This window comes from Nonomuraea sp. NPDC048892 (assembly GCF_040649735.1).
GTDB lineage: Bacteria > Actinomycetota > Actinomycetes > Streptosporangiales > Streptosporangiaceae > Nonomuraea > Nonomuraea maheshkhaliensis.
On the sequence record NZ_JBEZFZ010000001.1, the window covers coordinates 74,152 to 94,523 of the forward strand.

At 68.2% G+C, this 20,372-nt stretch carries 23 protein-coding genes, 1 tRNA gene and 3 pseudogenes; 15 read left to right on the plus strand and 12 right to left on the minus strand.

Annotation, left to right across the window (positions count from 1 at the left end; translation table 11 throughout):
* Positions 1-34: 34 nt before the first annotated feature.
* The 3 genes and pseudogenes from AB0C28_RS00355 to AB0C28_RS00365 all read left to right on the plus strand — a co-directional run.
* Complete coding sequence (locus AB0C28_RS00355) at positions 35-508, plus strand: hypothetical protein (RefSeq protein ID WP_357862832.1); 474 nt, start codon at positions 35-37, stop codon at positions 506-508.
* A 148-nt stretch (positions 509-656) separates the two neighbouring features.
* Entirely contained in the window at positions 657-971 is a 315-nt protein-coding gene (locus AB0C28_RS00360) for an SDR family oxidoreductase (protein ID WP_358073169.1), read from the plus strand.
* Between the two features lie 72 nt (positions 972-1,043).
* Positions 1,044-1,277: pseudogene (locus AB0C28_RS00365) on the plus strand (SDR family NAD(P)-dependent oxidoreductase); the annotation flags it as partial.
* Between the two features lie 182 nt (positions 1,278-1,459).
* Here the strand turns inward: AB0C28_RS00365 and AB0C28_RS00370 are convergent.
* Complete coding sequence (locus AB0C28_RS00370; RefSeq protein ID WP_357840620.1) at positions 1,460-2,095, minus strand: hypothetical protein; 636 nt, start codon at positions 2,093-2,095, stop codon at positions 1,460-1,462.
* 187 nt (positions 2,096-2,282) lie between these two features.
* Between AB0C28_RS00370 and AB0C28_RS00375 the strand changes: the two genes are divergently transcribed.
* From AB0C28_RS00375 to AB0C28_RS00385, 3 genes are read left to right on the plus strand one after another with little or no spacing between them, the layout of a single operon-like run.
* Positions 2,283-3,485, plus strand: a complete 1,203-nt coding sequence (locus AB0C28_RS00375) for a histidine kinase (RefSeq protein WP_358072376.1) — start codon at positions 2,283-2,285, stop codon at positions 3,483-3,485.
* Positions 3,482-4,087, plus strand: coding sequence for a response regulator transcription factor (locus tag AB0C28_RS00380; RefSeq protein WP_358072378.1), 606 nt, complete (start codon positions 3,482-3,484; stop codon positions 4,085-4,087). Before AB0C28_RS00375 ends, AB0C28_RS00380 begins: the two co-directional genes overlap by 4 nt.
* Positions 4,088-4,124: 37 nt before the next feature.
* Complete coding sequence (locus AB0C28_RS00385; RefSeq protein WP_357840611.1) at positions 4,125-4,430, plus strand: hypothetical protein; 306 nt, start codon at positions 4,125-4,127, stop codon at positions 4,428-4,430.
* On the opposite strand, the gene AB0C28_RS00390 is transcribed toward AB0C28_RS00385, so the two are convergent.
* Together AB0C28_RS00390 and AB0C28_RS00395 are read right to left on the minus strand one after the other, a co-directional pair.
* Complete coding sequence (locus AB0C28_RS00390) at positions 4,416-4,964, minus strand: SMI1/KNR4 family protein (RefSeq protein ID WP_358072380.1); 549 nt, start codon at positions 4,962-4,964, stop codon at positions 4,416-4,418. The two genes, AB0C28_RS00385 and AB0C28_RS00390, sit on opposite strands and share 15 nt — an antisense overlap.
* Before the next feature lie 168 nt (positions 4,965-5,132).
* Complete coding sequence (locus tag AB0C28_RS00395; RefSeq protein ID WP_358072382.1) at positions 5,133-5,963, minus strand: SDR family NAD(P)-dependent oxidoreductase; 831 nt, start codon at positions 5,961-5,963, stop codon at positions 5,133-5,135.
* 121 nt (positions 5,964-6,084) lie between these two features.
* Between AB0C28_RS00395 and AB0C28_RS00400 the strand changes: the two genes are divergently transcribed.
* The 5 genes from AB0C28_RS00400 (at position 6,085) to AB0C28_RS00420 (ending at position 9,388) form a co-directional block, all read left to right on the plus strand.
* Positions 6,085-6,987, plus strand: coding sequence for a LysR family transcriptional regulator (locus tag AB0C28_RS00400; protein ID WP_357840603.1), 903 nt, complete (start codon positions 6,085-6,087; stop codon positions 6,985-6,987).
* A gap of 4 nt (positions 6,988-6,991) precedes the next feature.
* On the plus strand, positions 6,992-7,351 hold the full coding sequence (locus tag AB0C28_RS00405; RefSeq protein WP_358072384.1) for an NmrA family NAD(P)-binding protein: 360 nt from the start codon (positions 6,992-6,994) through the stop codon (positions 7,349-7,351).
* A 125-nt stretch (positions 7,352-7,476) separates the two neighbouring features.
* On the plus strand, positions 7,477-7,674 hold the full coding sequence (locus AB0C28_RS00410; RefSeq protein WP_358072386.1) for a hypothetical protein: 198 nt from the start codon (positions 7,477-7,479) through the stop codon (positions 7,672-7,674).
* A gap of 313 nt (positions 7,675-7,987) precedes the next feature.
* Entirely contained in the window at positions 7,988-8,557 is a 570-nt protein-coding gene (locus AB0C28_RS00415; protein WP_357840598.1) for a helix-turn-helix domain-containing protein, read from the plus strand.
* A 198-nt stretch (positions 8,558-8,755) separates the two neighbouring features.
* A complete protein-coding gene (locus tag AB0C28_RS00420; protein WP_358073170.1) occupies positions 8,756-9,388 on the plus strand; it encodes a DUF6461 domain-containing protein in 633 nt (210 codons plus the stop codon).
* Between the two features lie 48 nt (positions 9,389-9,436).
* Here the strand turns inward: AB0C28_RS00420 and AB0C28_RS00425 are convergent, their stop codons facing one another.
* Positions 9,437-9,928 carry a GNAT family N-acetyltransferase gene (locus AB0C28_RS00425; protein ID WP_358072388.1) on the minus strand — a complete coding sequence of 164 codons (492 nt, stop codon included), beginning with the start codon at positions 9,926-9,928 and terminating at the stop codon, positions 9,437-9,439.
* A 576-nt stretch (positions 9,929-10,504) separates the two neighbouring features.
* Here AB0C28_RS00425 and AB0C28_RS00430 point away from each other — a divergent pair.
* Positions 10,505-10,873 carry a hypothetical protein gene (locus AB0C28_RS00430; protein WP_357840592.1) on the plus strand — a complete coding sequence of 123 codons (369 nt, stop codon included), beginning with the start codon at positions 10,505-10,507 and terminating at the stop codon, positions 10,871-10,873.
* A gap of 158 nt (positions 10,874-11,031) precedes the next feature.
* On the plus strand, positions 11,032-11,478 hold the full coding sequence (locus AB0C28_RS00435) for a hypothetical protein (protein WP_358072390.1): 447 nt from the start codon (positions 11,032-11,034) through the stop codon (positions 11,476-11,478).
* 11 nt (positions 11,479-11,489) lie between these two features.
* Here AB0C28_RS00435 and AB0C28_RS00440 read toward each other — a convergent pair.
* Together AB0C28_RS00440 and AB0C28_RS00445 are read right to left on the minus strand one after the other, a co-directional pair.
* Positions 11,490-11,847 (minus strand): annotated as a pseudogene (locus AB0C28_RS00440) (hypothetical protein); the annotation flags it as partial.
* A gap of 86 nt (positions 11,848-11,933) precedes the next feature.
* Complete coding sequence (locus AB0C28_RS00445; protein WP_357840582.1) at positions 11,934-12,407, minus strand: hypothetical protein; 474 nt, start codon at positions 12,405-12,407, stop codon at positions 11,934-11,936.
* A gap of 108 nt (positions 12,408-12,515) precedes the next feature.
* Here AB0C28_RS00445 and AB0C28_RS00450 point away from each other — a divergent pair.
* Both AB0C28_RS00450 and AB0C28_RS00455 read left to right on the plus strand, forming a co-directional pair.
* A pseudogene (locus AB0C28_RS00450) lies at positions 12,516-13,289 on the plus strand (IS5 family transposase); the annotation flags it as partial.
* An 87-nt stretch (positions 13,290-13,376) separates the two neighbouring features.
* Positions 13,377-13,835, plus strand: a complete 459-nt coding sequence (locus AB0C28_RS00455) for a tyrosine-type recombinase/integrase (RefSeq protein ID WP_358072392.1) — start codon at positions 13,377-13,379, stop codon at positions 13,833-13,835.
* A 69-nt stretch (positions 13,836-13,904) separates the two neighbouring features.
* On the opposite strand, the gene AB0C28_RS00460 is transcribed toward AB0C28_RS00455, so the two are convergent.
* The 6 genes from AB0C28_RS00460 to tmk all read right to left on the minus strand — a co-directional run bounded on the left by AB0C28_RS00460 (position 13,905) and on the right by tmk (position 20,233).
* A tRNA-Thr gene (locus AB0C28_RS00460) sits at positions 13,905-13,981 on the minus strand.
* 340 nt (positions 13,982-14,321) lie between these two features.
* On the minus strand, positions 14,322-15,152 hold the full coding sequence (ricT, locus tag AB0C28_RS00465) for a regulatory iron-sulfur-containing complex subunit RicT (RefSeq protein WP_357840523.1): 831 nt from the start codon (positions 15,150-15,152) through the stop codon (positions 14,322-14,324).
* Between the two features lie 160 nt (positions 15,153-15,312).
* Positions 15,313-16,380, minus strand: coding sequence for a permease-like cell division protein FtsX (locus AB0C28_RS00470; protein ID WP_357840520.1), 1,068 nt, complete (start codon positions 16,378-16,380; stop codon positions 15,313-15,315).
* Positions 16,377-16,946: a sigma-70 family RNA polymerase sigma factor gene (locus AB0C28_RS00475; RefSeq protein WP_357840517.1), complete on the minus strand. Its 570-nt coding sequence runs from the start codon at positions 16,944-16,946 to the stop codon at positions 16,377-16,379. The genes AB0C28_RS00470 and AB0C28_RS00475 overlap by 4 nt, the downstream gene beginning before the upstream one ends.
* A gap of 62 nt (positions 16,947-17,008) precedes the next feature.
* The gene (locus AB0C28_RS00480) at positions 17,009-18,181 is read right to left on the minus strand and encodes a DNA polymerase III subunit delta' (protein ID WP_357840514.1); all 1,173 of its coding nucleotides are present in this window, start codon (positions 18,179-18,181) and stop codon (positions 17,009-17,011) included.
* A 9-nt stretch (positions 18,182-18,190) separates the two neighbouring features.
* Positions 18,191-20,233, minus strand: coding sequence for a dTMP kinase (gene tmk, locus AB0C28_RS00485; RefSeq protein ID WP_357840511.1), 2,043 nt, complete (start codon positions 20,231-20,233; stop codon positions 18,191-18,193).
* Positions 20,234-20,372 lie beyond the last annotated feature (139 nt).

Genomic DNA, 20,372 nt, shown 5'->3' on the forward strand with positions numbered 1-20,372 from the left:
CCGGGCCCACCCCATAGTGCGCGGGTGCGCCGCAGTGTCAGGGCTGATCTTGATATCGCTCGCGCAATCATGGATGAGCACCGCCCTCGACGCGCCGATCACCCTTCTGCACTTGGACCCGCTGTTCAACGCGGCACCGTCCGACCTGGCCGCGGGCGCTGTTGTGACGGTGCCGCTACTGGCGATCGGCACCGTCATCATGATTCGGGCATCCTGGCTGGGCGTCACTTGCACCCCCACCACGGTCAAGGTGCACAAACTGCTGTGGACCCGCCGCGTGCCGACCGAACGAGTCATCGAAATCCGCCCGTCCCGGACCGGGAAAACAGATCTGTGGTGGAAGGGCGAAAACGGCTGGCCACGCTGGACCCGCGTGCCCGCGTTCCATCTCCCCCGGCCCACCACAAAACTGGACAGGCTTTTCCACGCAGCACTGCAGCCGTACAACCAGCAATGCATCAACGCCCTGCGACGCTGGGTCGATCAGAACTCGCCATCGGCACCATAACGTCCCAGCCACGCATCCACACCGCGGCGTCTCCGCCGTCGCCGCGCACAACGAGCGACTCCGCACGGCGCACCCCCCCGTTCAACCAGTACCAAGACCCCCAGATCGCATCAAGCTTGAAGTAAATATGCTTGACGCTTGAAGTAATCTGGCAAAAAAAGAGGGCGTGATCATCCACATCGGCGCACGACCGGGTGTGGAAGCAGCCGGCGGCGCGACCGCGTACGGCATCACCAAGGCCGCACTCGCCCACCTGGGCCGCATCCTCGACCTCGAACTGCGCCCCCACGGCATCCGCGTCCACGTGCTCCTGCCCCAGCTCATCGCCACCGCCGCCAACAAAGCGGCGCTCCCTCCACACCTCCTGACCAGCGCAGCCACGCCAGAGGCGATCGCCGACACGATCGCTTCCTTGACCACAACCCCGGACCACAGGGTGCTGATCCCTCTGTACGACGCCTGACCCAGCAGTTGATCACCCTCGTACTCAGGCGCGAGCCTGCCCAAAACGCGACCATCGAGAGAAGCAGAAACCATGGCCGTCGCACTCATCACCGGAAGCTCACGCGGCATCGGCCGCGCCATCGCCCACAGGCTCGCCTCCGACGGCTTCGACATCGTCATCAACTACCGCGACGACGCCCAGGCCGCGGCCGAAGTCGTCGCACACATCGAAGAAACAGCGGGCCGCAGCGCCGTCGCCGTCCGTGCTGACGTGAGCGACCCCCACGAACTGCGCAAGCTCTTCCAGGTGACCGAGGAACGCTTCGGTGGCCTCGACGCCTTCGTCGGTAATGCGGCGACCGTCCGGTACGCCGCCGTGGCCCGCATCGGCGGTCCTCGCTCCGCTCGGGCTGCCCCGCCGTTGCGCGCCTCTGGCGCGCGAGGGCGCAGGGTACGTCTGCGCCTCGGAGCAACCAAAGCGGCTGTCCCGTCGTTCCCGACCCCGCCCTACCACCTGAAGATCAACTCTGCGGCGATCACGACGTCGATGACGCCGCACCATTCGGCGAAGGACCGGGCCACCACCTTGTCCCGCCGGAGGTGGACGAAGTCCCAGACGCCATGGAAGAACCAGCCGGCCGCCACCAGGTAACGGCCCAGATCCGGATGCACGGCCAGCCCGATCAGCCCGAGCGCACCGAAGGCGAGCATCCCCAGCGCCTGCACCCGGAACGTCCCGGACCGGAACACATGCCCGTCCACGACGCTCCAGAGCAGGACGATCAGCGCGACGGCGGAGAACACGGCGGCCGGTTCGATCACGTCCAGCCCGCGCAGCGCGACGACGCCGGCCAGCCCGACCACGAGCAGCGGCCACGTCGCCCGGCGCGCTTCCAGCTTGGCGACCACCAGGTACAGCAACGGCAGGAGCACGAGGATCGACGCGAACGACGCCACCGCCTCGTCCGACTCGGTGCCGCCGAAGGTCACCGCGGACAGTGCCAGCGCCAGCGCCGTGGGCCAGCGGTCGAGCAGCCGGCGGACCCGGTGCCGGCGTCCATGGGGCACGCTCGCCATGGAGGCCTCCTGGTGGGGTGATGGGGTGACGAATGACGGATCGGGGTGCGCGGGCGGGCCGTCCATGCGGTTCCTCCCTACGGGGGCCGGGTATCTACCGCGCTCAGCCTGGCCGCTGGAGGCAGCGGCCAGTAGTGCCGAAACCGCAGGCGTGCGCGTGGCTTTGTCACTCGATCTCGTGACAACTGTCATGAATTGACCGCGGCGGAAATCGCGACCGGCCCGCGGCGCGGCGTGCTGTCACAATGACTGCGTGCGCGACCACGGGACCGACGGCGGGACGGCGGCACTCCGGAGCTTCCGCCGCTACACCTGGTGGAGCCTCACCGGCAGCACCGCGTTCTTCTTGGTCGCCGTGGCCGGCGCGGGGCTCCTGGCCTCCGGTGTACCGGTCTGGGCCAGAGGTGCGGGCGCCGCCGCGCTGGCCGTGACAGCCGTGTGCTGCGCGGTGCTGCTGCACCGCCGGCTGGCGTTCGACCCCACCGCCGCACCCGGCGAGAGCCCCGGCCGCCCACTCCTGGCGTGGATTGCCGCGGGTGCCGCCGGTACGGCCACGCTCGGCGGCGTTCTGCTGGCCGTACGGGACGACGCGCTGTGGGCGCTGGCCCCGGCGATGACGGTGTCGGTCGTCGCGACGTTCCTGCCGCGGCCGCGCCGGTGGGCGCTGATCGCCGTGGCGATGGCCGCCGCGGCCGTGCCGGGCGCGGTCGCGGGAGGCGACGACCCGGTGCGCGCGGTGCTGTTCCCGCCGGGACTGGTCGCGTTCAGCGCCTGGGTCACGCTCGGCTCGTTGTGGGCGTGGGACATCGCGGAACGGCTGAACGCGGCGCGGCGCCTCGACGGGGAGCTGGCCGTCACCCGGGAACGGCTGCGGTTCGCCGCCGACCTGCACGACATCCAGGGCCACCATCTCCAGGTGATCGCGCGCAAGAGCGAACTGGCCGCGCGGCTGGCGGCGGCCGACCCGCCCCGCGCGACCGCGGAGATGCTGGAGGTGCAGCGGCTCGCCACCAACGCGCTCTCGGACACGCGGGCCGTCGTGCAGGGCTACCGCCGTACGACGCTGGAGGCGGAGCTGGCCAACGCGGGCCGGGTGCTCGCCGCGGCCGACATCCGGGTCCAGATGAACGTCGAGCCCGCCGCGGCCACCGGGCCGCTCCCCGACGCCTGCCGGCACCTGCTCGGGCTGGTCGTGCGTGAGGCCACCACCAACGTGCTGCGCCACAGCCGGGCGCGCGCCGCCGAGGTCGACTACCGCCTCACCAACGGCCTGGCCCGGTTGCGGGTACGCAACGACGGCGCGACCGGCCCGCCCGGCTCGGGGGCGGGCACCGGGCTGCGCACCCTGGCCGACCGGCTGCGGGCCGCCGGAGGCGAGCTGACCTGGGAGCACGAACACGAAAGCTTCGTCGTGGCCGCCTGCCTGCCGGTCGACGCGAGCGCGGAGGCGCGATGATCCGGCTGCTGATCGCCGACGACGAGGAGCTGCTGCGCAGCGCCCTGGCCGCGCTGCTGGCGCTGGAACCCGACCTCACCGTGGTGGCCGAGGCCGCCACGTCCACCGACGCGGTACGGCTGGCCCGCGAGCACCGCCCCGACATCGCCGTGCTCGACCTGGAGATGCCGCCGGCCGACGGGTTGGATGCCGCCGCACGGATCATGGCCGCGCTGCCCGGTGTCCGTATCGTGCTGGTCACCCGGCACGCGCGGCCGGGGGTGCTGCGCCGCGCCCTGGCGGCCGGCGTCAGCGGGTTCGTGCCCAAGACCACGCCGGCGTCCCGGCTCGCCGAGATCATCCGCGATGTCGCCGCGGGCCGGCGGTACATCGACACCGACATCGCCGCATCCGCCCTGACGGAAGGCCCCTGCCCGCTCACCGACCGGGAACTCGACGTGCTGCGTGCCTGCCGTACGGGGGCGTCGGTCGTCGAGATCGCCACCCAGGTGCACCTTGCGCCCGGCACGGTGCGCAACTACCTGTCGGCGGCCATGGCCAAACTGGGCGTCGGCTCCCGTCACGCCGCCGCCCGCCGCGCCTGGGAGGAAGGCTGGATCTGATCCGCGGAACGAGCCGCCACATCGTCATGGCGCTCTGTTGAACGCCTGGCCCGCCGCCCGCCAGATACCGCCGTCATTCGACCGGCAGCTCTGGACGCCCGTTCCGTCCGCTTGGATCCAGACCCAGCAGATCCTCATGCAGCCCTACAAGGGTTCGGCCGGTCGGTACCAGATCGTCTCCGGCGACCTCGACCAGAAACCAGCTTGGGAGCTGCTCCTGGAGCGTCTCCGGCACATCGTCCTCGGCGAGATCCGGCTCATCAAGGCGATACAGCACCCCGAAGACGGTCTCGAAGGCGACCCATCGAACCAACGCGGGGCGGCCGAATCATTCCGGTTCTGACAATCGCTGCCGAGCTATCCTCCAGGGCCTTGGTTCCTGCGCGTCATCGCATTCGGCATCTTCTTCGTACCAGCCCGTCCCTGAGAGCCACGTCTCCAACCAGTCGGTCAGACTCTCGGCGTCGACGTACCACGCGCTGTGCCAGTCAGCGCAGATGCCGTTCGGCTCGAAGAGCAACACGGTGCCCTCAGGACTGCGACAGTCCACGGCGGCGTACATGCCGCATCCCCAATCCAGGATCGGCAGAACCTCTGCCGGCCAGGATGCCTCACCGGACCTCCGCGTCGCACGTTCCTCGCGATAGCCGCTTACCGCGGTACGCCCATCGCCTGTGAGCGGCAAGAGGTGATAGTCGGGGCCGAAACCGCCGTTGGCCACTTCACCGTAGAGCCGCGCCAGCACCGGAGGGAGTTTGAAGCCCAGAATGCGCTCCGCATTTTCGACTTCCTCCGCTGTCGCGGGGGGAGACAGCCGTTCCGTGGTCGCGTCTGCCTTCACGAGCACTCGCCGTAAAAGGTCATCGATCCCGGTCATGGAGATGATCCTGCCAGGCCTATCTGATCGAGAACTCCCGTCTTGGGCCGACGGCTTGGGAGGAGGATGGAGTCCAGGCCGGTTCGCAAGCAGGAGCCGCCCTTCGCGATGGGACGCTTTCGCGCACGAAGCTCAGCTGCTGCTTCCAGTCGAGCCGAGTCGCTTTCGTCAGGCAGGCTCGGGAATGATCCGCTCGCCGAACGCCGCCTCCGTGACAGGTGCCCACTCCCGCCACACACGAAGCCGCTCGGCGTAGATGTCCTCGATTTCGGGAAGTGTGTGCCCGAGGACGATCCGCCGGGGAGGATTCTCGGCGTCGGCGATCGTGAGGATCGCGTCCGCGGTCGCTGCCGGGTCGCCGAGGATCCACTCCTTGGCGGTAGCTTCGTGGACGCCGGCGTAATCGGGGTGACGGTCGGTGGTTCGCATGCTCGTACTGGCGCCGAAATCCGTGGCATAGGGGCCCGGCTCGACCGCGGTCACGTGGACGCCGAACGAGGCGACCTCCTGGGCGAGCGATTCGGACAGGCCCTCCACCGCCCACTTGGAGGCGTGGTATCCGCCGATCCCGGGATAGGCGCGTACGCCGCCCTCGCTCGTGACCTGCATGATCCGGCCGGAACGCTGGGCCCGGAGCACGGGCAGGACCGCCTGAGTGACCCAGACGGTGCCGAAGAAGTTCGTCTCCATCTGGGCGCGCAGCTCGGCCTCGGTGAGTTCCTCGACCATGCCGAAAAGTCCGTAGCCGGCGTTGTTGACGACGACGTCGAGACCTCCGAACCGTTCGACGGCTCGCTCGACTGAGTCGAACACCGCCTTCCGGTCGGTGACGTCGAGTGGCAGCGGCAGGACGGCGTCCCCGAACCGACGTGCGAGCGGCTCCAGTGTGGTGATGTCCCGGACTGTGGCCGCGACCCTGTCACCTCGGTTCAGTGCGGCTTCCGTCCACAGGCGGCCGAAGCCCCGAGAGGCGCCGGTGATAAACCAGATCTTGGACATCAGGATCGTTCCCTTCCAGAGGCGTTCGCTCTTGGTTCCAGCATCCCGATGCCCAAGGCATTCCACAAACGAGTCTTTCGCATATTAGACATGCGGAGTACGCATGGATTAGGTTGCTCGCATGGCGGAGTTCACCGTTCCCGCGCTGCGCGTCGTGCACGCCGTCGTCGGAACCGGATCCTTCACCGCGGCGGCCGACCTCCTCGGATACACCCAGTCGGCGATCTCCCGGCAGGTGGCGGCCGCGGAGGCGGCTGCCGGGATGCCCCTGTTCGTACGTATGGCCCGTGGAGTGGCGGCCACCCGGGCCGGCGAGGCGGTCGCGCGCCGGGCGGTTGTCGTGCTGGCCGAGCTCGACGCGATGAACCGTGATCTGGCCCTGCTCTCCGACACGCTCGCCGAGCAGGTGAGGCTCGGGGCCTTTCCGACCGCGACCTGGTCGCTCATCCCGCGTACGGTGGCCGCGCTCGCCGGCGAGCACCCCGCGCTGGCCGTGGAGCTGCACGAGGCCTCCAGCCCGGCGCTCCTGCGTCAGGTGCGGGCCGGCGGAGTCGACGTCGCCGTGATCGCCGTCGGCCAGGGGCTGCCCGAGTACGACCTGCACGACCTGAGAACCGAGCGCCTGACGGACAGCGGCATGGGCGTCGTCGCCGTACCACTGGGGCACCGCCTGGCCGGACGGTCGCGCGTCACGGTGGACGACGTGGCCGGCGAGCCCTGGATCGTCGGCGCGGGTTTGCGGGGCGATCCGCAGTTCGGCGCGTGGCCGACGTTGCCGCAGCCCCGGATCGCCCACCGGATCCGCGACTGGAACGCCAGGCTCGGCTTCGTCGCCGCCGGACTCGGCATCACCACCGTTGCCCGGATGGCCGTTCCCGGCCTGCCTGCCGGGATCGCCATCGTCGAGGTCGACGACCCCGCGTGGTCCGGGCGCACCACCCTGACCGTGACCAGGCCCGAACCGTCGCAAGGACAGCGAGTCGTCGCCGCGGCTCTGCGCGCCGCGGCCACCGGCGATGGATGAGTCCATGGAACTGGACCAGGCCGCCAACGCGGCACGCGCCGCCAAGGCAGCCGGACTCAAGCACGTCATCTGGTCGACGTTGGAGGACACCCGCCCGCACTTCACGATCCTCGGCAGCGAGCCACCCACCATCGGCGACGGCTACAAGGTCCCGCACCCGGACGCCAAGAACGAGGCGAACGCCTACTTCACCGCCCTGGGCGTACCCACGACATTCCTGAAAACCTCGTTCTTCTACGAGATGTTCATCCACGCCGGCCTGAGCCCGCGCCGCGGCCCGGACGGCGCGGCGACCCTCACCCTGCCGATGGGCGACAGCGTCATGGCCCTGGTCGCCGCCGAGGACATCGGCCGCACGGCCTAGGGCATCTTCCAGGCAGGAGCCCGCTTCATCAACCGCACCATCGGCCTGGCTGGCACCCACGCCACCGGCAGGCAGCTGGCCGCCCTCTTCACCAAGGTCCTCGGGAACCGGTCGCCTACCGCCCCATGACCCACGACCAGCTACGCGCCGCCGGCTTCCCGGACGCCGAAGAGCTGGGAAACATGTTCCAATTCTTCACCGAAGCAGCAGCCACGTTCGTCGGCAACCGCGATCTCAACCTGATCCGCACCCTCAACCCCCGCCTCCAGCCTCTCGAAGACTGGCTACTCAAACACCGCGCCCAATTGCAATCCGCCCTCTGAACCTGAACCGACCCGGGGTACGGTTGACCGAAGGCAAAAGCGGGCATACGGGGCAGTCTCGACCACAACGCCGTCACGCACGACCAGTCCAACGGTGGCGCGGTCAGTGGACCACCAGATGAGCCCATCCTTCAGATCGTCATCCACGACCGGACTGTAGCGACGGCGAACGACAATCTCGGGCAAGGATCGTTCTGTACACCCGCGCGCGCCCCCACCAGACGCGATGCCACCACCTACCACGCATTTACGCATTTCCAAGATCCAGTAGACCTCTTGAGCATCTTCACCTGCGGGTCCTACCGTCATGGCCATGCGACAGATCGATGACCCGGACCTGCTCAAAGTCTTGGCCAACGGGTTTCGGATGAAACTCTTCAGCCTCCTTTTCCAGATCGGCCCCGTCACGGTGAGCGAGCTCGCCAGACAGATGGACGCCGACCCCGGCCAGGTGAGCTATCACCTGCGGCAGCTGCAGAAACATGGCTTCATCGAAGACGTCCCGGAACTCGCCCGGGACAGCCGGGAACGCTGGGTGCGTGCGGCCATGGTCGGCTGGATATTGACGAGAGACTTCGAAGACCCAGAGGCCAAAGCCGCAATGCAAGCATGGACGTCACAATGGGTGATCGACCAGTTCGAGCGGCTGCGCGATTTCGAACGCACTCGCACGACCCTCCCCGAGGAATGGCGCAACGCGGCCTTCGGCGGCAGCCACCACCTGAGACTCACCAAGGACGAACTCGCGCAACTCGCCGACCAACTCTGTGCCGTCTTGCAGCCATGGCGAGAGCTGACCAGATCGCGCGTCGAATCGAGCGAAGCGCCGCCGGGCACTCGCCCGATCTTCACCTTCTACCACGTCTTCCCCGAAGAACCCTGAGGACCTTCCCATGTACGCCATGCATGAGGAGTTGGCCCGCGCCCGCCTCACCGAGCAACGAGCCGAAGCCGCACGCTTACGCATGATCCCGCCGCACTCACGCCGACCAGTTCTCCTACGCCTCCGCGGCCGTTTCGCGCTCACCCTCCGCCGCCTCGCCGACCACCTCGAACCCGCCTGACGACAATTCATACGGTTATCCGCCGACGCAGACTCCAGGTCACGTTCCGCACTTCACGGACCCGCACCTTCGTCCGCGGACTCACCCCCCACGAGGCGCTGGCCCGCCTCGGCATTGAGGTGTTCGACGGAGATGACGAGGAAGGCGATTTCGAGGAAGGCCTCATCTGCGCCCGCCCCGCCGAGGGCGGAACCATTCTGAGCGAATGGAACGGCTTCGCCGGCACGCTACCCGAGGTGCTGCGGTCCTTATCCGCGGGGACGGTCACGGCCAGTGTCTTCGTCAACGTGAACTTGGTCGCATCCTTCGACCATTACGCCGGCGGTCGCGAAGTCCTGTCTCTCGATCCACTGTACGGCGGCAATGAAGACGGCCTCCCACAGGACTACCTGGCCGACCGGATCGAACTCGGCTTGACCGGCGACAAGACAGACGGCGGCCTCCCCGCTGCACTCCTACTCGCCGAACGCATCACCCAGGTCCGACCAAACGCCTCAAGCACCGCAGTAGCCGCCCACGCCGTCCTCGAAATACTGACCCACCTCGCTGTCACCCGCCAAAGTCCGGGCACACCAACCCCGCAACCCCAGAAGATGCACCCGCCACGGACCGGGCCCTCAAGCCATGAACCGATGACTCCCGAAACGTAGGAGGCCGCTGAACCCGAGGAGGCCGGCCGCCCGGACCCCAGACCCGGCTCACAACTTAGCTTCCAACCAATGCCGCATAGGGCGAAGCCTCTGGCCTTCGCCGAAGAAGGCCAGGGCTTGCGTGTTGAAATCCCACACATCGGTGATCAGGCTTGTGCAGCCGGCCTCCAGACCTGCCACACGAACCGCCTCGACCAACACCGAACCCACCCGAGTACGAGCCACCCGCGGATTTACAGCGATGTGTTCGACGAATACGAAGCTCCGCGCATGCATGAGGGCATCAGCAGGGCGATCGTGGATGGTCGCGGTGATGTAGCCGACAGGAGTACCATCTCCCAATTCAGCGATGAAGGCGATGGCACCCTCACGCGCCAGAAATCCGGAGAAGATCGGCGTCAGCTCTTCAACAGCCGGAGCCGGCCGAAAGACGTCCGGCCTGGCAGCACCATGTAGCCCATGAACGAACTGGTTCAACTGAGCCAAGACCCCGGCGTCCTCACGTAAGGCTTGCCGGACCTGAGCCGACGGTGTCGTCATGGAAGGCATGATGCCCCAAGATCGGTCCCGAAGACCAAGAGTTTCTGGCCCGATGGGAACCGCGGTCACCCACTTCAGACACGCAGAAGCCCCGTGAATGATCTCACGGGGCTTTGTAGCTGGAGCCGCCTTGGGGATTCGAACCCCAGACCCCCTTCATTACGAGCAAAATCACGCATGATCTATCACTGGGAGTTGTCAGACGGGCCGTGTCGGACCGTCCGCCAGCGTCCACCTACGTCCGTGATCGCCATCCGTCGTTGTCACCCAGATAGACACCCAAAGATGTCAGGTCAATCGTGCGAAGCACGCAGGAGACGCGCGAAGCGCCTTCACGCTGTTGCGTTCGCCGCGCTCACCGGGAACGGGGGCAGGAGGGCTGCCTACCTCATCACGCCGGGCGACCAGGCGTATTCCCGACGTATTCCACGCTGCTGCCGACGCGTGCAACGATCACTCCGGTGAACCTCGGGCCGCCGGGATCACTCATGTCAGAAGCCTCGTCGGAGGCCGTATTCCATCCCCTGGCACCAGGCGCTCCGGCGGGCTGATCTCCGTCCGAGAGAAGGAAGAACGATGAACCCGCTCAAAACGGTCACCGTCGGCGTCGCTGTCGCGGTGGCGAGCGTCATTCTCGCGCAACCGGCCTTGGCGGCGAGTTTCCAACGGGATGTCGGAGACGGGATCGTCCGCTACGCCGACCCCGCCAACGAGCTGTGCGTCCGGGCCGATGACACCACAGGGACCGCCTGGGTGAAGGTGACCCTGACCCGCCCGGGTGTGATCGGAAAGCCCATCGTCATCAGAGACGACAACATCCGCCACCCCGGCGCCACCTGCGCGGTGCTCCCCGCCTTCGACAACGTCACCTACCGGGCCGTCCACGAGAGCTACTGGAGCGGGCGAGACACCGTCCTGCGCGGGACGTTCACCTTCCAGACCTGACCCTCAGACAGGGCCCCGCACCATCGATCGCCATTCTTCGTCGCGATCCGCCACGAGGCGATACCTCGCACATCTCCCCCCGCCGGCCGCGCGGAAACGCTGAAGCGCACGCCCCAAGGCCAACCGAACCAACCGAAACATCTCTTGCTGGAGGACTGTTGAAGACACGCATGCTGGGCGCCGCGCTGGCAATCGCAGCATTGAGCGGGCTGCTGGTGGCAAGCCCGGCGCAGGCGGCCGACGGAGTGTCCTCCATCCGCATAGACCCCTCTCGCGGCGACGGTGGCGCGTCCGTCCGGACGACCGTCGACTTCGTCAGCCGGACGAAGGTCGTCTTTCGGAACACCACGGTGCGCGACCTCTGTCCCGGCGACAACATGCCGGTGCGGGCCCGGATCATATGGAGATACACCGACGGAACCAACGGGTACGGCGCCTGGAAGTCGGACACCAACGGCTGCGGCGACGACGGCACCAACTTCGGAACCAGCATCCGCACCGGCCGCAAGTCCATACAGCGGATCTTCCTGGAGGTGTCCTTCGTCACCCGATCAGGCCAGAGGCTTAACGCCTACAGCCAGTCCCGATACAACCAGTACACCTGAGCCGCTGACGCTCAGGCTTTCAGCTGGTCGGCGTACCAGGACTTGCTGACGTTGCCGATGATGGCCAGGCGTTCGTCGAAGGGGATGAAGGCGGACTTCATCGCGTTGATGGCGAACTAGCGGAAGTGGGGCAGGCCGTAGCCGAAAGCGTCGGCGGGCAGGGCGAGTTCGCGGGTCATCGAGGTGCCGCTCATCAGGCGATTGCAGGTACTCGAAGGCGTCCAGGTGCCGGGTGGGCGGGTAGCCCGCCTCGGCGTCGGCGATGTCGAAGCCGGCCACCCCGGCGTCGCGGTCGGAGATCGCCAGCTCGGCGATCTCCATCGACCGGGCCCGGTGCCGTATCGCGGTCAGCTGCGACGTCCTGTGCGCCATGCTCCGCACCAACACCCCCTACCAACCACCCACGCTCCGCGCGGCTTGACCAACCCCATAGGGGCACCCCCGGACACCTCCACTCAACCGCCGACGTAGTGGAAGCCTGGCTTCGGGTGCATCAAGAAGTCGTGGTGTGAGATGTTCCATGCGTAGGCACCGGCCATGAGGAACTCCACCACATCGCCCGTCTTCAGGCCCACCGGCACGTGCCGCGCCATGGTGTCCTTCGGTGTGCAGAGCTGGCCGACAATCGTGGCCGGCTCCCCCGGCTCGTCAATGACCATGGGCTGGCTGTGCCCCTTGGTCGCCGGGGTCCTGATGTGGTGCGTCCCGCCCGCCACCACGGCGAACAGCTCTCCGTGGACGCGCTTCACGTCCATGACTCGCGTGACGTACCGCCCGCAATAGACAGAAATGGACCGGCCCGGCTCGATGCGCAGCGTCTCGCCGGGGCGTCGGAGAGCGGCCAAGCCAGCACCGTACGCCTCCCAGTCGAACCGTGACTCCGGGTCGGCGTAGGAAACGGCCATGCCGCCGCCGACGTTCACCTCCATGACGCCAATGCCACGGGCATGGTCGAGAATCGCGCCGGCCAACTCAAGCATGGCCGGCGCGTCCAAGCCGCTGGCCAGGTGGGCGTGAATACCGCGAAGCCGTACGGCGTCCTGGCCCGGCGACAGGCCCGGCTCGATCGCCGTCCCACCGGCGCACCCGCGCCCACTGACCTGCGAGACATCTTCAACGCGATCTTGTATCTGAACCGGACCGGCGTCGCCTGGGCCTACCTCCCGCACGACTTCCCACCCCACGGCGCCGTCTACTCCTCCTACGCCGCCTGGCGCGATGAGGGCATCTTCGCCCAGCTCAACTACGACCTCACCGGCCTGGCCCGCGCCAAGGAAGGACGCGACCCCGAACCCACCGCTGCCGTCATCGACACCCAGACGATCAAAACCTCCACCAACCCGCCGACCGCCACACAGGGCACGGACGCCGCGAAGAAGATCGTCGGACGCAAGCGGAGCATAGCCACCGATGCCCTCGGCCTACTCCTCGCCGTGGTCGTCTGCGCCGCCTCCGCCTCGGAGAACCAGGCCGGCATCCAGGTCCTCGACCAGGCCAAGGACGCCTACCCCACCCTGGCTGCGACCTGGGTCGACACCGGTTCCAAGAACCAGTCCACCGAACACGCCGCCACTCTCGGAGTCAACGCCGAGGTTGTCCATCACGACCCCGAAACCCGTGGCTTCCACGTCCTCAAGCGACGCTGGGTGATCGAGCGCACCTTCGGCTGGCTCATGCTCCACCGCCGCCTCGCCCGCGACTACGAGACCCTGCCCGCCAGCTCCGAGGCCATGATCCACATAGCGATGATCGACAATGCCAGCAAGCGCATCACCGACGAATCCACCCCAACCTGGCGAGGAACGTACTAGGACGAACACCTACAAATCAAACGCCCTCTGAGAGCGCTGACGTGGGATCATGTAGACCTGGAAGGCGCCCCCAACGCTGAACCCGTCGTGCCGCCGTATGTAGCCGTGTGGCGGTCGGTCCGCACCGGAGGGGATACCAAGACCCGGAAGTCCCGGCGCACGCTCGCGCTTCCTCAGCGCTGTGTGGAAGCCCTCAGGGTGCAGAAGGCTCAGCAGGAGAAGGACAAGGAAGCAGCGGGCAAGCGGCGGGAGGAACACGGGCTCGTGTTCACCTCCACCGTGGGCACGCCCCTCGACTCCCACAACGTACGGCGCGCCTTCCGAGTGGTCATCGCTAAAACCGACCTCGATCCCGACGAGTGGACGCCCCGAGAGCTGCGGCACAGCTTCGTGTCCCTGCTCTCAGACCAGGGCATCCCACTGGAGGAGATTTCCCGCCTGGTCGGTCACAGCAGTACGGCGGTTACCGAACTGGTCTACCGCAAGCAGATCCGTCCCGTTCTACAGGATGGTGCGGTGGCCATGGATCGGATCTTCAAGGCGTGAGATCGGGAAGCTTAGTCACTCACTTAGACACTCAGAAGCCCCTCAAGATCCCTTGAGGGGCTTCTGACCTGGAGCCGCCTTGGGGATTCGAACCCCAGACCCCTTCATTACGAGTGAAGTGCTCTGGCCGACTGAGCTAAGGCGGCATCTGCCGTGCAGCTTGAAAGAGTCTACAGGAGCCTGAGGGTTCTCGCTCCCACCGATCATCAGATGCCGGGACGGACCGCCCGTCCTCTCCGTGCCACCAGCGCCCCGCAACAACCGCCCATCTGCCACATCCTTCGAGAACGCGAACCCGACCGGCCAGCGCCACCAGGGAGCGCCACGCTCTGTCCGCCGCCCCGAACGGCCACCCTTACGCCTCACCCCTTCGGGAACATGATCCCGAAGGGCGGGCGTCACCAGGGCCCGGCGTCAGGGGGCCTCCTCCGCCAAGCGCCATCGCCGTGCCAAGGCACCACTGACGTACGGACGAGGCCCCGCCCGTCAGACCGGTTCCCCGTCCCCGTACGTCGAGTCATAAGCCTTCCGCGGCCCGCAGACACTCGCCTTCGAACAGGCGCACCGCCGCCCCCCGTCGTTCAGCCGCACCACCACCGAGTCCGACGGCACGTTGTGCCCCACCACGGTGCCCGCGCCCTCCGGCGTCTCCACGCTCACGCCCACCCGCGGAGCCGAGGCTCGGAACTCCTGGTAGAGCGGGTGCTCGTACTTCAGGCAGCACATGAGCCGCCCGCACGCCCCCGCGATCCGGAGCGGGTTGACCGGGAGGTCCTGGTCTTTGGCCATGCGGACGGAGACCGGCTCGAAGTCCTTCAGGAACGTGGCGCAGCACAGGTCGCGGCCGCAGGGGCCGATGCCGCCCTGGAGGCGGGCCTCGTCTCTCGGGCCGATCTGGCGTAGCTCGACTCTGGCCCGTAGGTTGCGGGCCAGGTCACGGACCAGAGCGCGGAAATCGACCCGGTGGGGGGCCGAGAAGTAGACCGTGTAGACGTTGTCCGCGTCGAGATAGTCGATGCCGACGACCTTCATCGGCAGGCCGTGCCGTTTGATCAGGCGCTTGGACACGCTGCGGGCCTCGGCTCTACGGCGTTTGTTGGACTCGTCGCGGGCCAGGTGTTCCTCGCCGGCCGGCCCCGCGCAGAGCGGGAGGCCGTCGACGTCTTCGCTGGTGTATTGGGGCGCCCACACGCACTCCGCCACCTCCGGGCCCGAGTCCGTCGGCACGAGCACCTTGTCGCCCACCTTCGGGCTGTGCTGGCCGGGATCGAGGTAGTAGAGCCTCCCGTAACGGGTGAAGCTCACAGCCATCATCATGCCCATGGACTCGAGCTCGCCTCCTGACGGCCTGGGGGATCGCTTACGGCCTTCGTTGCCACATTACGTGGGTCCATGCGCCGGTGGTCAGGGGTGGTGGCGAGGTTATTGGTCGGGTCAGCCGCCCCGGAGGGCACGCTTGCCCCGGGGCTGCGTCGCGTCAGCCGCTCGCCGGGCAGATCGTGCTCTCCGGCAGGGTCACTCCGAACTCGTACTGCAGAGCGGATTTATCGGCCGGACACGGCAGGTACGTGGCCTGAGCCACCCCGGGCTGCTCCCGCAGCTCGGAGAGCACGTCCTGCCAGGATGAGTCCGGCTTCAGCCTGAGGCGGAAGGCTTGCGGCATGTCTTCCACTCTGGTCGCGTCGAGCAGGGTCTTGTTGCTCTTGTACGTCTTCCGGAAGTCCTCGTACGCCGCCTTCTCATCGATGTACTCATATTTCTCGACCTCGGGCATCTTCCCGATCAGCACCTCGAGCGCCTTCTTCTCGGCAGGTGTCGCCCCCTTCCCCGCCTTCGTGACCTTGAAGTCGCCGTTTTCGCCGTCCACGCGCACCGCACCGCACGTGGGCAGAGCCGTGCCCTTCTTGCACAGGAAGACGCTGATCGGCCACTTGCGCAGCTCCGCGGCCTGCGGCCAGGGCGGCCCGGAGGGATTGACGACCTCCTGGATGCCGGTCACCTGCCGGAGTCTGTCCTGCACCTCGCGCACGTCGGCGCCCTCGCTCAGCCGCAGGGTGAACGAGGCGGGCAGGTCGGTGATCTTCACCTCTTTCAGCACCGACCTGTTGTGAACGAAGTCCTTCTTGAGGCTCTCGTAGGCTGACGCCCTGCTCGTGTAGACCACGCTCTCCACTTGCGGAAGCGCTCTCAGCGTGGTCTCGATCTCCCGGATCCGGTCAGGTGGGACGTCGCCCGTGCCGCACCGCGCATGCTTCGACGACGCCGAGCAGAGGAAGGCCACCAGCTCGCTCTCCTTGCCCTGGGCGGCCGGCGGGTTCATCGCCGCCACGCTGCCCTGGTCGCCGCCGTCCACGCCGAACGCCGTGAACGCTGTGAAGGCCGCCGTGCACATGAGCACCACCACCGTCGCCGCGCTCACCATCCGCAGATCCACCCGGAACCACCGCCGCTCCGGCGGCCGCAACGGCCGCAGCGTGCCGGTGTCGACCGTCGCCCCGGCGTCGGCGAGGGCCTGCCGCAGTCGGTCTTCCACAGGGCTGTTCATGATTCCTCCCTAAGCACCCGCCCGAGGGCGGCCAGCCCTCGCGTGATCGTGGACCTCACCGTGCTGGCGTTGACCCGCATCGTCTCGGCGATCTCCTGGTCGGTGAGATCGAAGTAGTAGCGCAGCGTCAACGCCTCCCGCTGCCTGCGCGGCAGCCCGTGCAGCGCCAGCAGCACCTCCCGCCGCTCCTCGCCCAGCATCGCGGCGCTCTCCGCCGACCAGACGGGCGGCTCGTACGGCACCGCCCGTCTGAACACCGTCGCCCGCCTGCGCAGCACCGACCGGCAGCCGTTGAGCACCGCGGAGCGCACGTAGGCGAGCGCCCGGTCGGCGTCACGCAGCCGGGCCCGGCCCGCGTGAGTGCGCGCGAACGCCTCCTGCACGACGTCTTCGGCGGTGGCCTGATCACCGACCATGATGAGCGCCAGGCGCACGAGACCGACGTGTTGCTCGGCGAAGATCGCCGCCACATCGACCTGACGCGCGGTCCGAGCGTCCTGCTGGATGAGTAGTTCGGCTTCCACGTAACAGAGACGTCTGAGGGCCTCGTCTGCTGCTTGGGTCACCGGAGTATCTTGCGGCCGCCGCCACGGCTCTCAACCGCCCGCCGGCCGCCCTGTGGACAACTTCAGCGCAGCGAAAGCATCATCGCCTCGACGGCCATCTGCGGGTTGACGTTGGCCGCCAGCCGTTCCCTGCACTGCATGATCGCGTCGATCCGCCGCAGCGTCTCCTCAGGCGTCGAAGACCGGGCGAGCTGGTCGAGATCGAACCGGATGTCGTCATTCGCCAGCTCGACCCCGGCCGCCCCGAACTGCAGCGTCAGCACATCACGATAAAAGGCCACGAGCTCCAGCAGCGCCGAGTCGAGCGAGTCGCGCTTGATCCGGGTGGCCCGCGACTTCTGCCGGTCCTCCAGCTCCTTCAGCGCCCCGGCCCCGCCGCGCACGAGCCCTCGGTTGAGCCCCTTGCCGGTGGACCCCTCCCCGTACAGCTTGCGCAGCTCCGCCGTCTCGTTCTCGTTGAGCGCGGCCGTGGCGGCGGCGGCCTCCTCCTCGGCCGTCTTCACCAGCCGTTCGGCGGCGGAGACGCACTCGCCGACCCCGGTCAGCGTGCGCGGGATGCTCAGCACCGCCTCCCTGCGGCTCCTGACGCCCTCGTCGAGCGCCAGGGAGCGGGCTCTGGCGATGTGGCCCTGGGATGCCCTGGCGGCGAACCTGGCGGTCTCCCAGGGCACGCTGTCGCGGGTGGCCAGCACGTGGGCGACGGCCTCCGTCGCGGGGGTGGTGAGGTTGACGACGCGACACCGGGACCTGATGGTGATCATCAGGTCGTCGGGGGCGGGCGCGCAAAGCAGCCATACCGTACGGGGCGGCGGCTCCTCCACGGCCTTGAGCAGGGCGTTCGCGGCGGACTCCGTGGCCCGGTCGGCGTCCTCGAACAGGATGACCCGCCACCGCCCCTGCGTCGGCGCCCCGGCCGCGCGCAGGATCAGCTCCCTGGTCTGCTTGACGCTGTAGGACAGCCCCTGCGGGCGTACGGCCTCCAGGTCGGGATGCGAGCCGATGAACACCTGGTGGCACTGGTCGCAGTGGCCACAGCCGCCCTGGGGGCACATCAGGGACGCGGCGAAGGCGCGGGCGGCCTCTTCCCGGCCCGAGCCAGGCGGGCCGGTGAACAGCCACGCGTGCGTCATGCCGGCGCCCCGACCGCCCGCGACGACCTCACCGGCCGCCGCCGCGGCCCGCGACAGCACGGCCGCCGCCTGCTCCTGCCCTACGAGGTCATCGAAAACGGTCACGGGGTAAGGCTAGTCGCGGATGGCCGGCATCGTCCCCGTGATGTCTTCCGACTCCCTCGGCACCGGGTCGGGCAGGATCTCCCTGATCCGGTCCTGGATCCGGCGGGTGATCGCCTCCTGCGGCATCGTGCCGTCGATCACGAGGTAGCGCTCGGGCGCCGCCGCCGCGAGCGCCCTGAACTCCTTGCGCACCCGCTCGTGGAACTCCAGCGGCTCGGACTCGATCCGGTCGGCCGCCCCGCCCAGCCGGGCCAGCCCGACCTCGGGCGGCGTGTCGATGAGCACGGTCAGGTGCGGCACCAGCCCGCCGGTCGCCCAGGCGTTGATCTTGGAGACGTCGGCCGGGTCGAGCGAACGGCCCGCGCCCTGGTAGGCCAGCGACGAGTCCACGTAGCGGTCGGTGACCACCAGCGAGCCCCGGTAGAGGGCCGGCCTGATCACCTTCTCCACGTGCTCGGCCCGGTCGGCGGCGTACAGCAGCGCCTCGGCCCGCGCGGACAGCCCGCGCTCGGCCGCGTCGAGCAGGATCGCGCGCAGCCGCATGCCGACCTTGGTCGAGCCGGGCTCACGCGTCTGCACGACGTCGTAGCCCTGGTCGCGCAGCCAGATCGCGACCAGCCGCGACTGCGTGGTCTTGCCCGAGCCCTCGCCGCCCTCGAACGCCACGAACAGCCCGGGCACGTGCTCGGCCGACTCGGCAGGGAAGCGCTCGCCGCGCACCGCCGCGATGAGGTCGGCCGCCAGGGAGACGCCCTTCCTGTCGTCCATGTGCCGCAGGGCCAGGATGCCGACGCCCATCGCGAGCGCCCCGCCGACCACCAGCACCAGGTTGGTGCCGTCGAAGCGGTAGCTGAGCGTGCCGAACTCCAGCACGTGCAGGCCGAAGAGCGCGGCCAGCGGGTTGGCCAGGGACACCACCAGCAGCAGCGTCACCCGCGCCGTCGACTGCAGGAACGAGAACGTACGGCCGCGCAGCCCGTCTTCGACCTCCAGCCCGATCAGCGTGTAGCCGATGATCCAGGCGATGCCCGCGCACGCCCCCAGCACCACGGTCAGCATGACCACGATCACCAGGTTGTGCACCAGCGCGATGGCGAGCAGCACCAGCCCGGCGACGGTGATGGACAGCCCGAACAACCGCCGCCTGGACAGCTCGCGCAGCAGCCGCAGCCCGAAGAACATGCCCAGTGCCATGCCGACGAAGACGGCGCCGAACACCACGCCGTAGGCCGCGTCGCCGCCGCCGAGGGTCGCCACGTAGACCTTGGCCACGCCGACGACCGCCCCGCCCGCGGCGAAAGCGCCCAGCATGCCGATGACCAGGCCGCGCACCATCCGGTTGCCGCCGACGAAGCGCCAGCCCTCGACGACCTGCTTGAGCACCGAGGGCGTCGAGATCGTGCCGTCACGCCTGGGGATGTCGCGAAGCGTGAAGATGAGGAAGGCCGACACGAGGTAGGCGCACGCGTTGACGATCAGCGCGAGCCCGGTGGCGTCGCGCCCCTCGACGAACGGCACCACCCCGCCGATCAGGTCGCCCGCCACCGACAGCGCGGCGAACAGCATCGCCGCGACCGGCGCGGTGCCGTACGTGACCAGCAGGTTGAGCTGGTTGGCCGACTCGAGCTGCGCCTTCGGCACCAGGTTGGGCACCGTCGCGTCCTTGGCCGGGACCCAGAACAGGTTGACGCACTCGACCAGGACAGTCGCGGCGATGACCCACTGGTAGCTGCCCACGAACGGGATCGACAGCACGATCGCGAACCTGGCCAGGTCGGCCGAGAACATCGTCAGCCGCCGGTCGAACCGGTCGGCGAAGACGCCGGCCAGCGGCCCGAGCAGCACGGCCGGCAACATCTTGGCGACGAACACGCCGCCGACGGCGAGCGACTGCACCCGGTAGTCGCCCTGGGTGAGGTTGGCCGCGAGGGCCGTCAGCGCCAGCAGGTTGAGCCAGTCGCCCAGACTGCACACCGACATGGCCGTCCACAGCCGTCGAAACGGCGCATTGGCCAGCACATGGGTCGAGCGGCTACGGCCAAGGGCAGTCATGATTTCAGCGTATCCAGGTGTCGACCGGAAGGGAGGGAACAAGACGAGCCGGATATTCCCGGCTGCTCGTGGCTGAGAGTATTACGTGATCGGGCTCGGGCGCAGGTTTCGCCACTCGAATAGGCCCCCGAAAACCTTC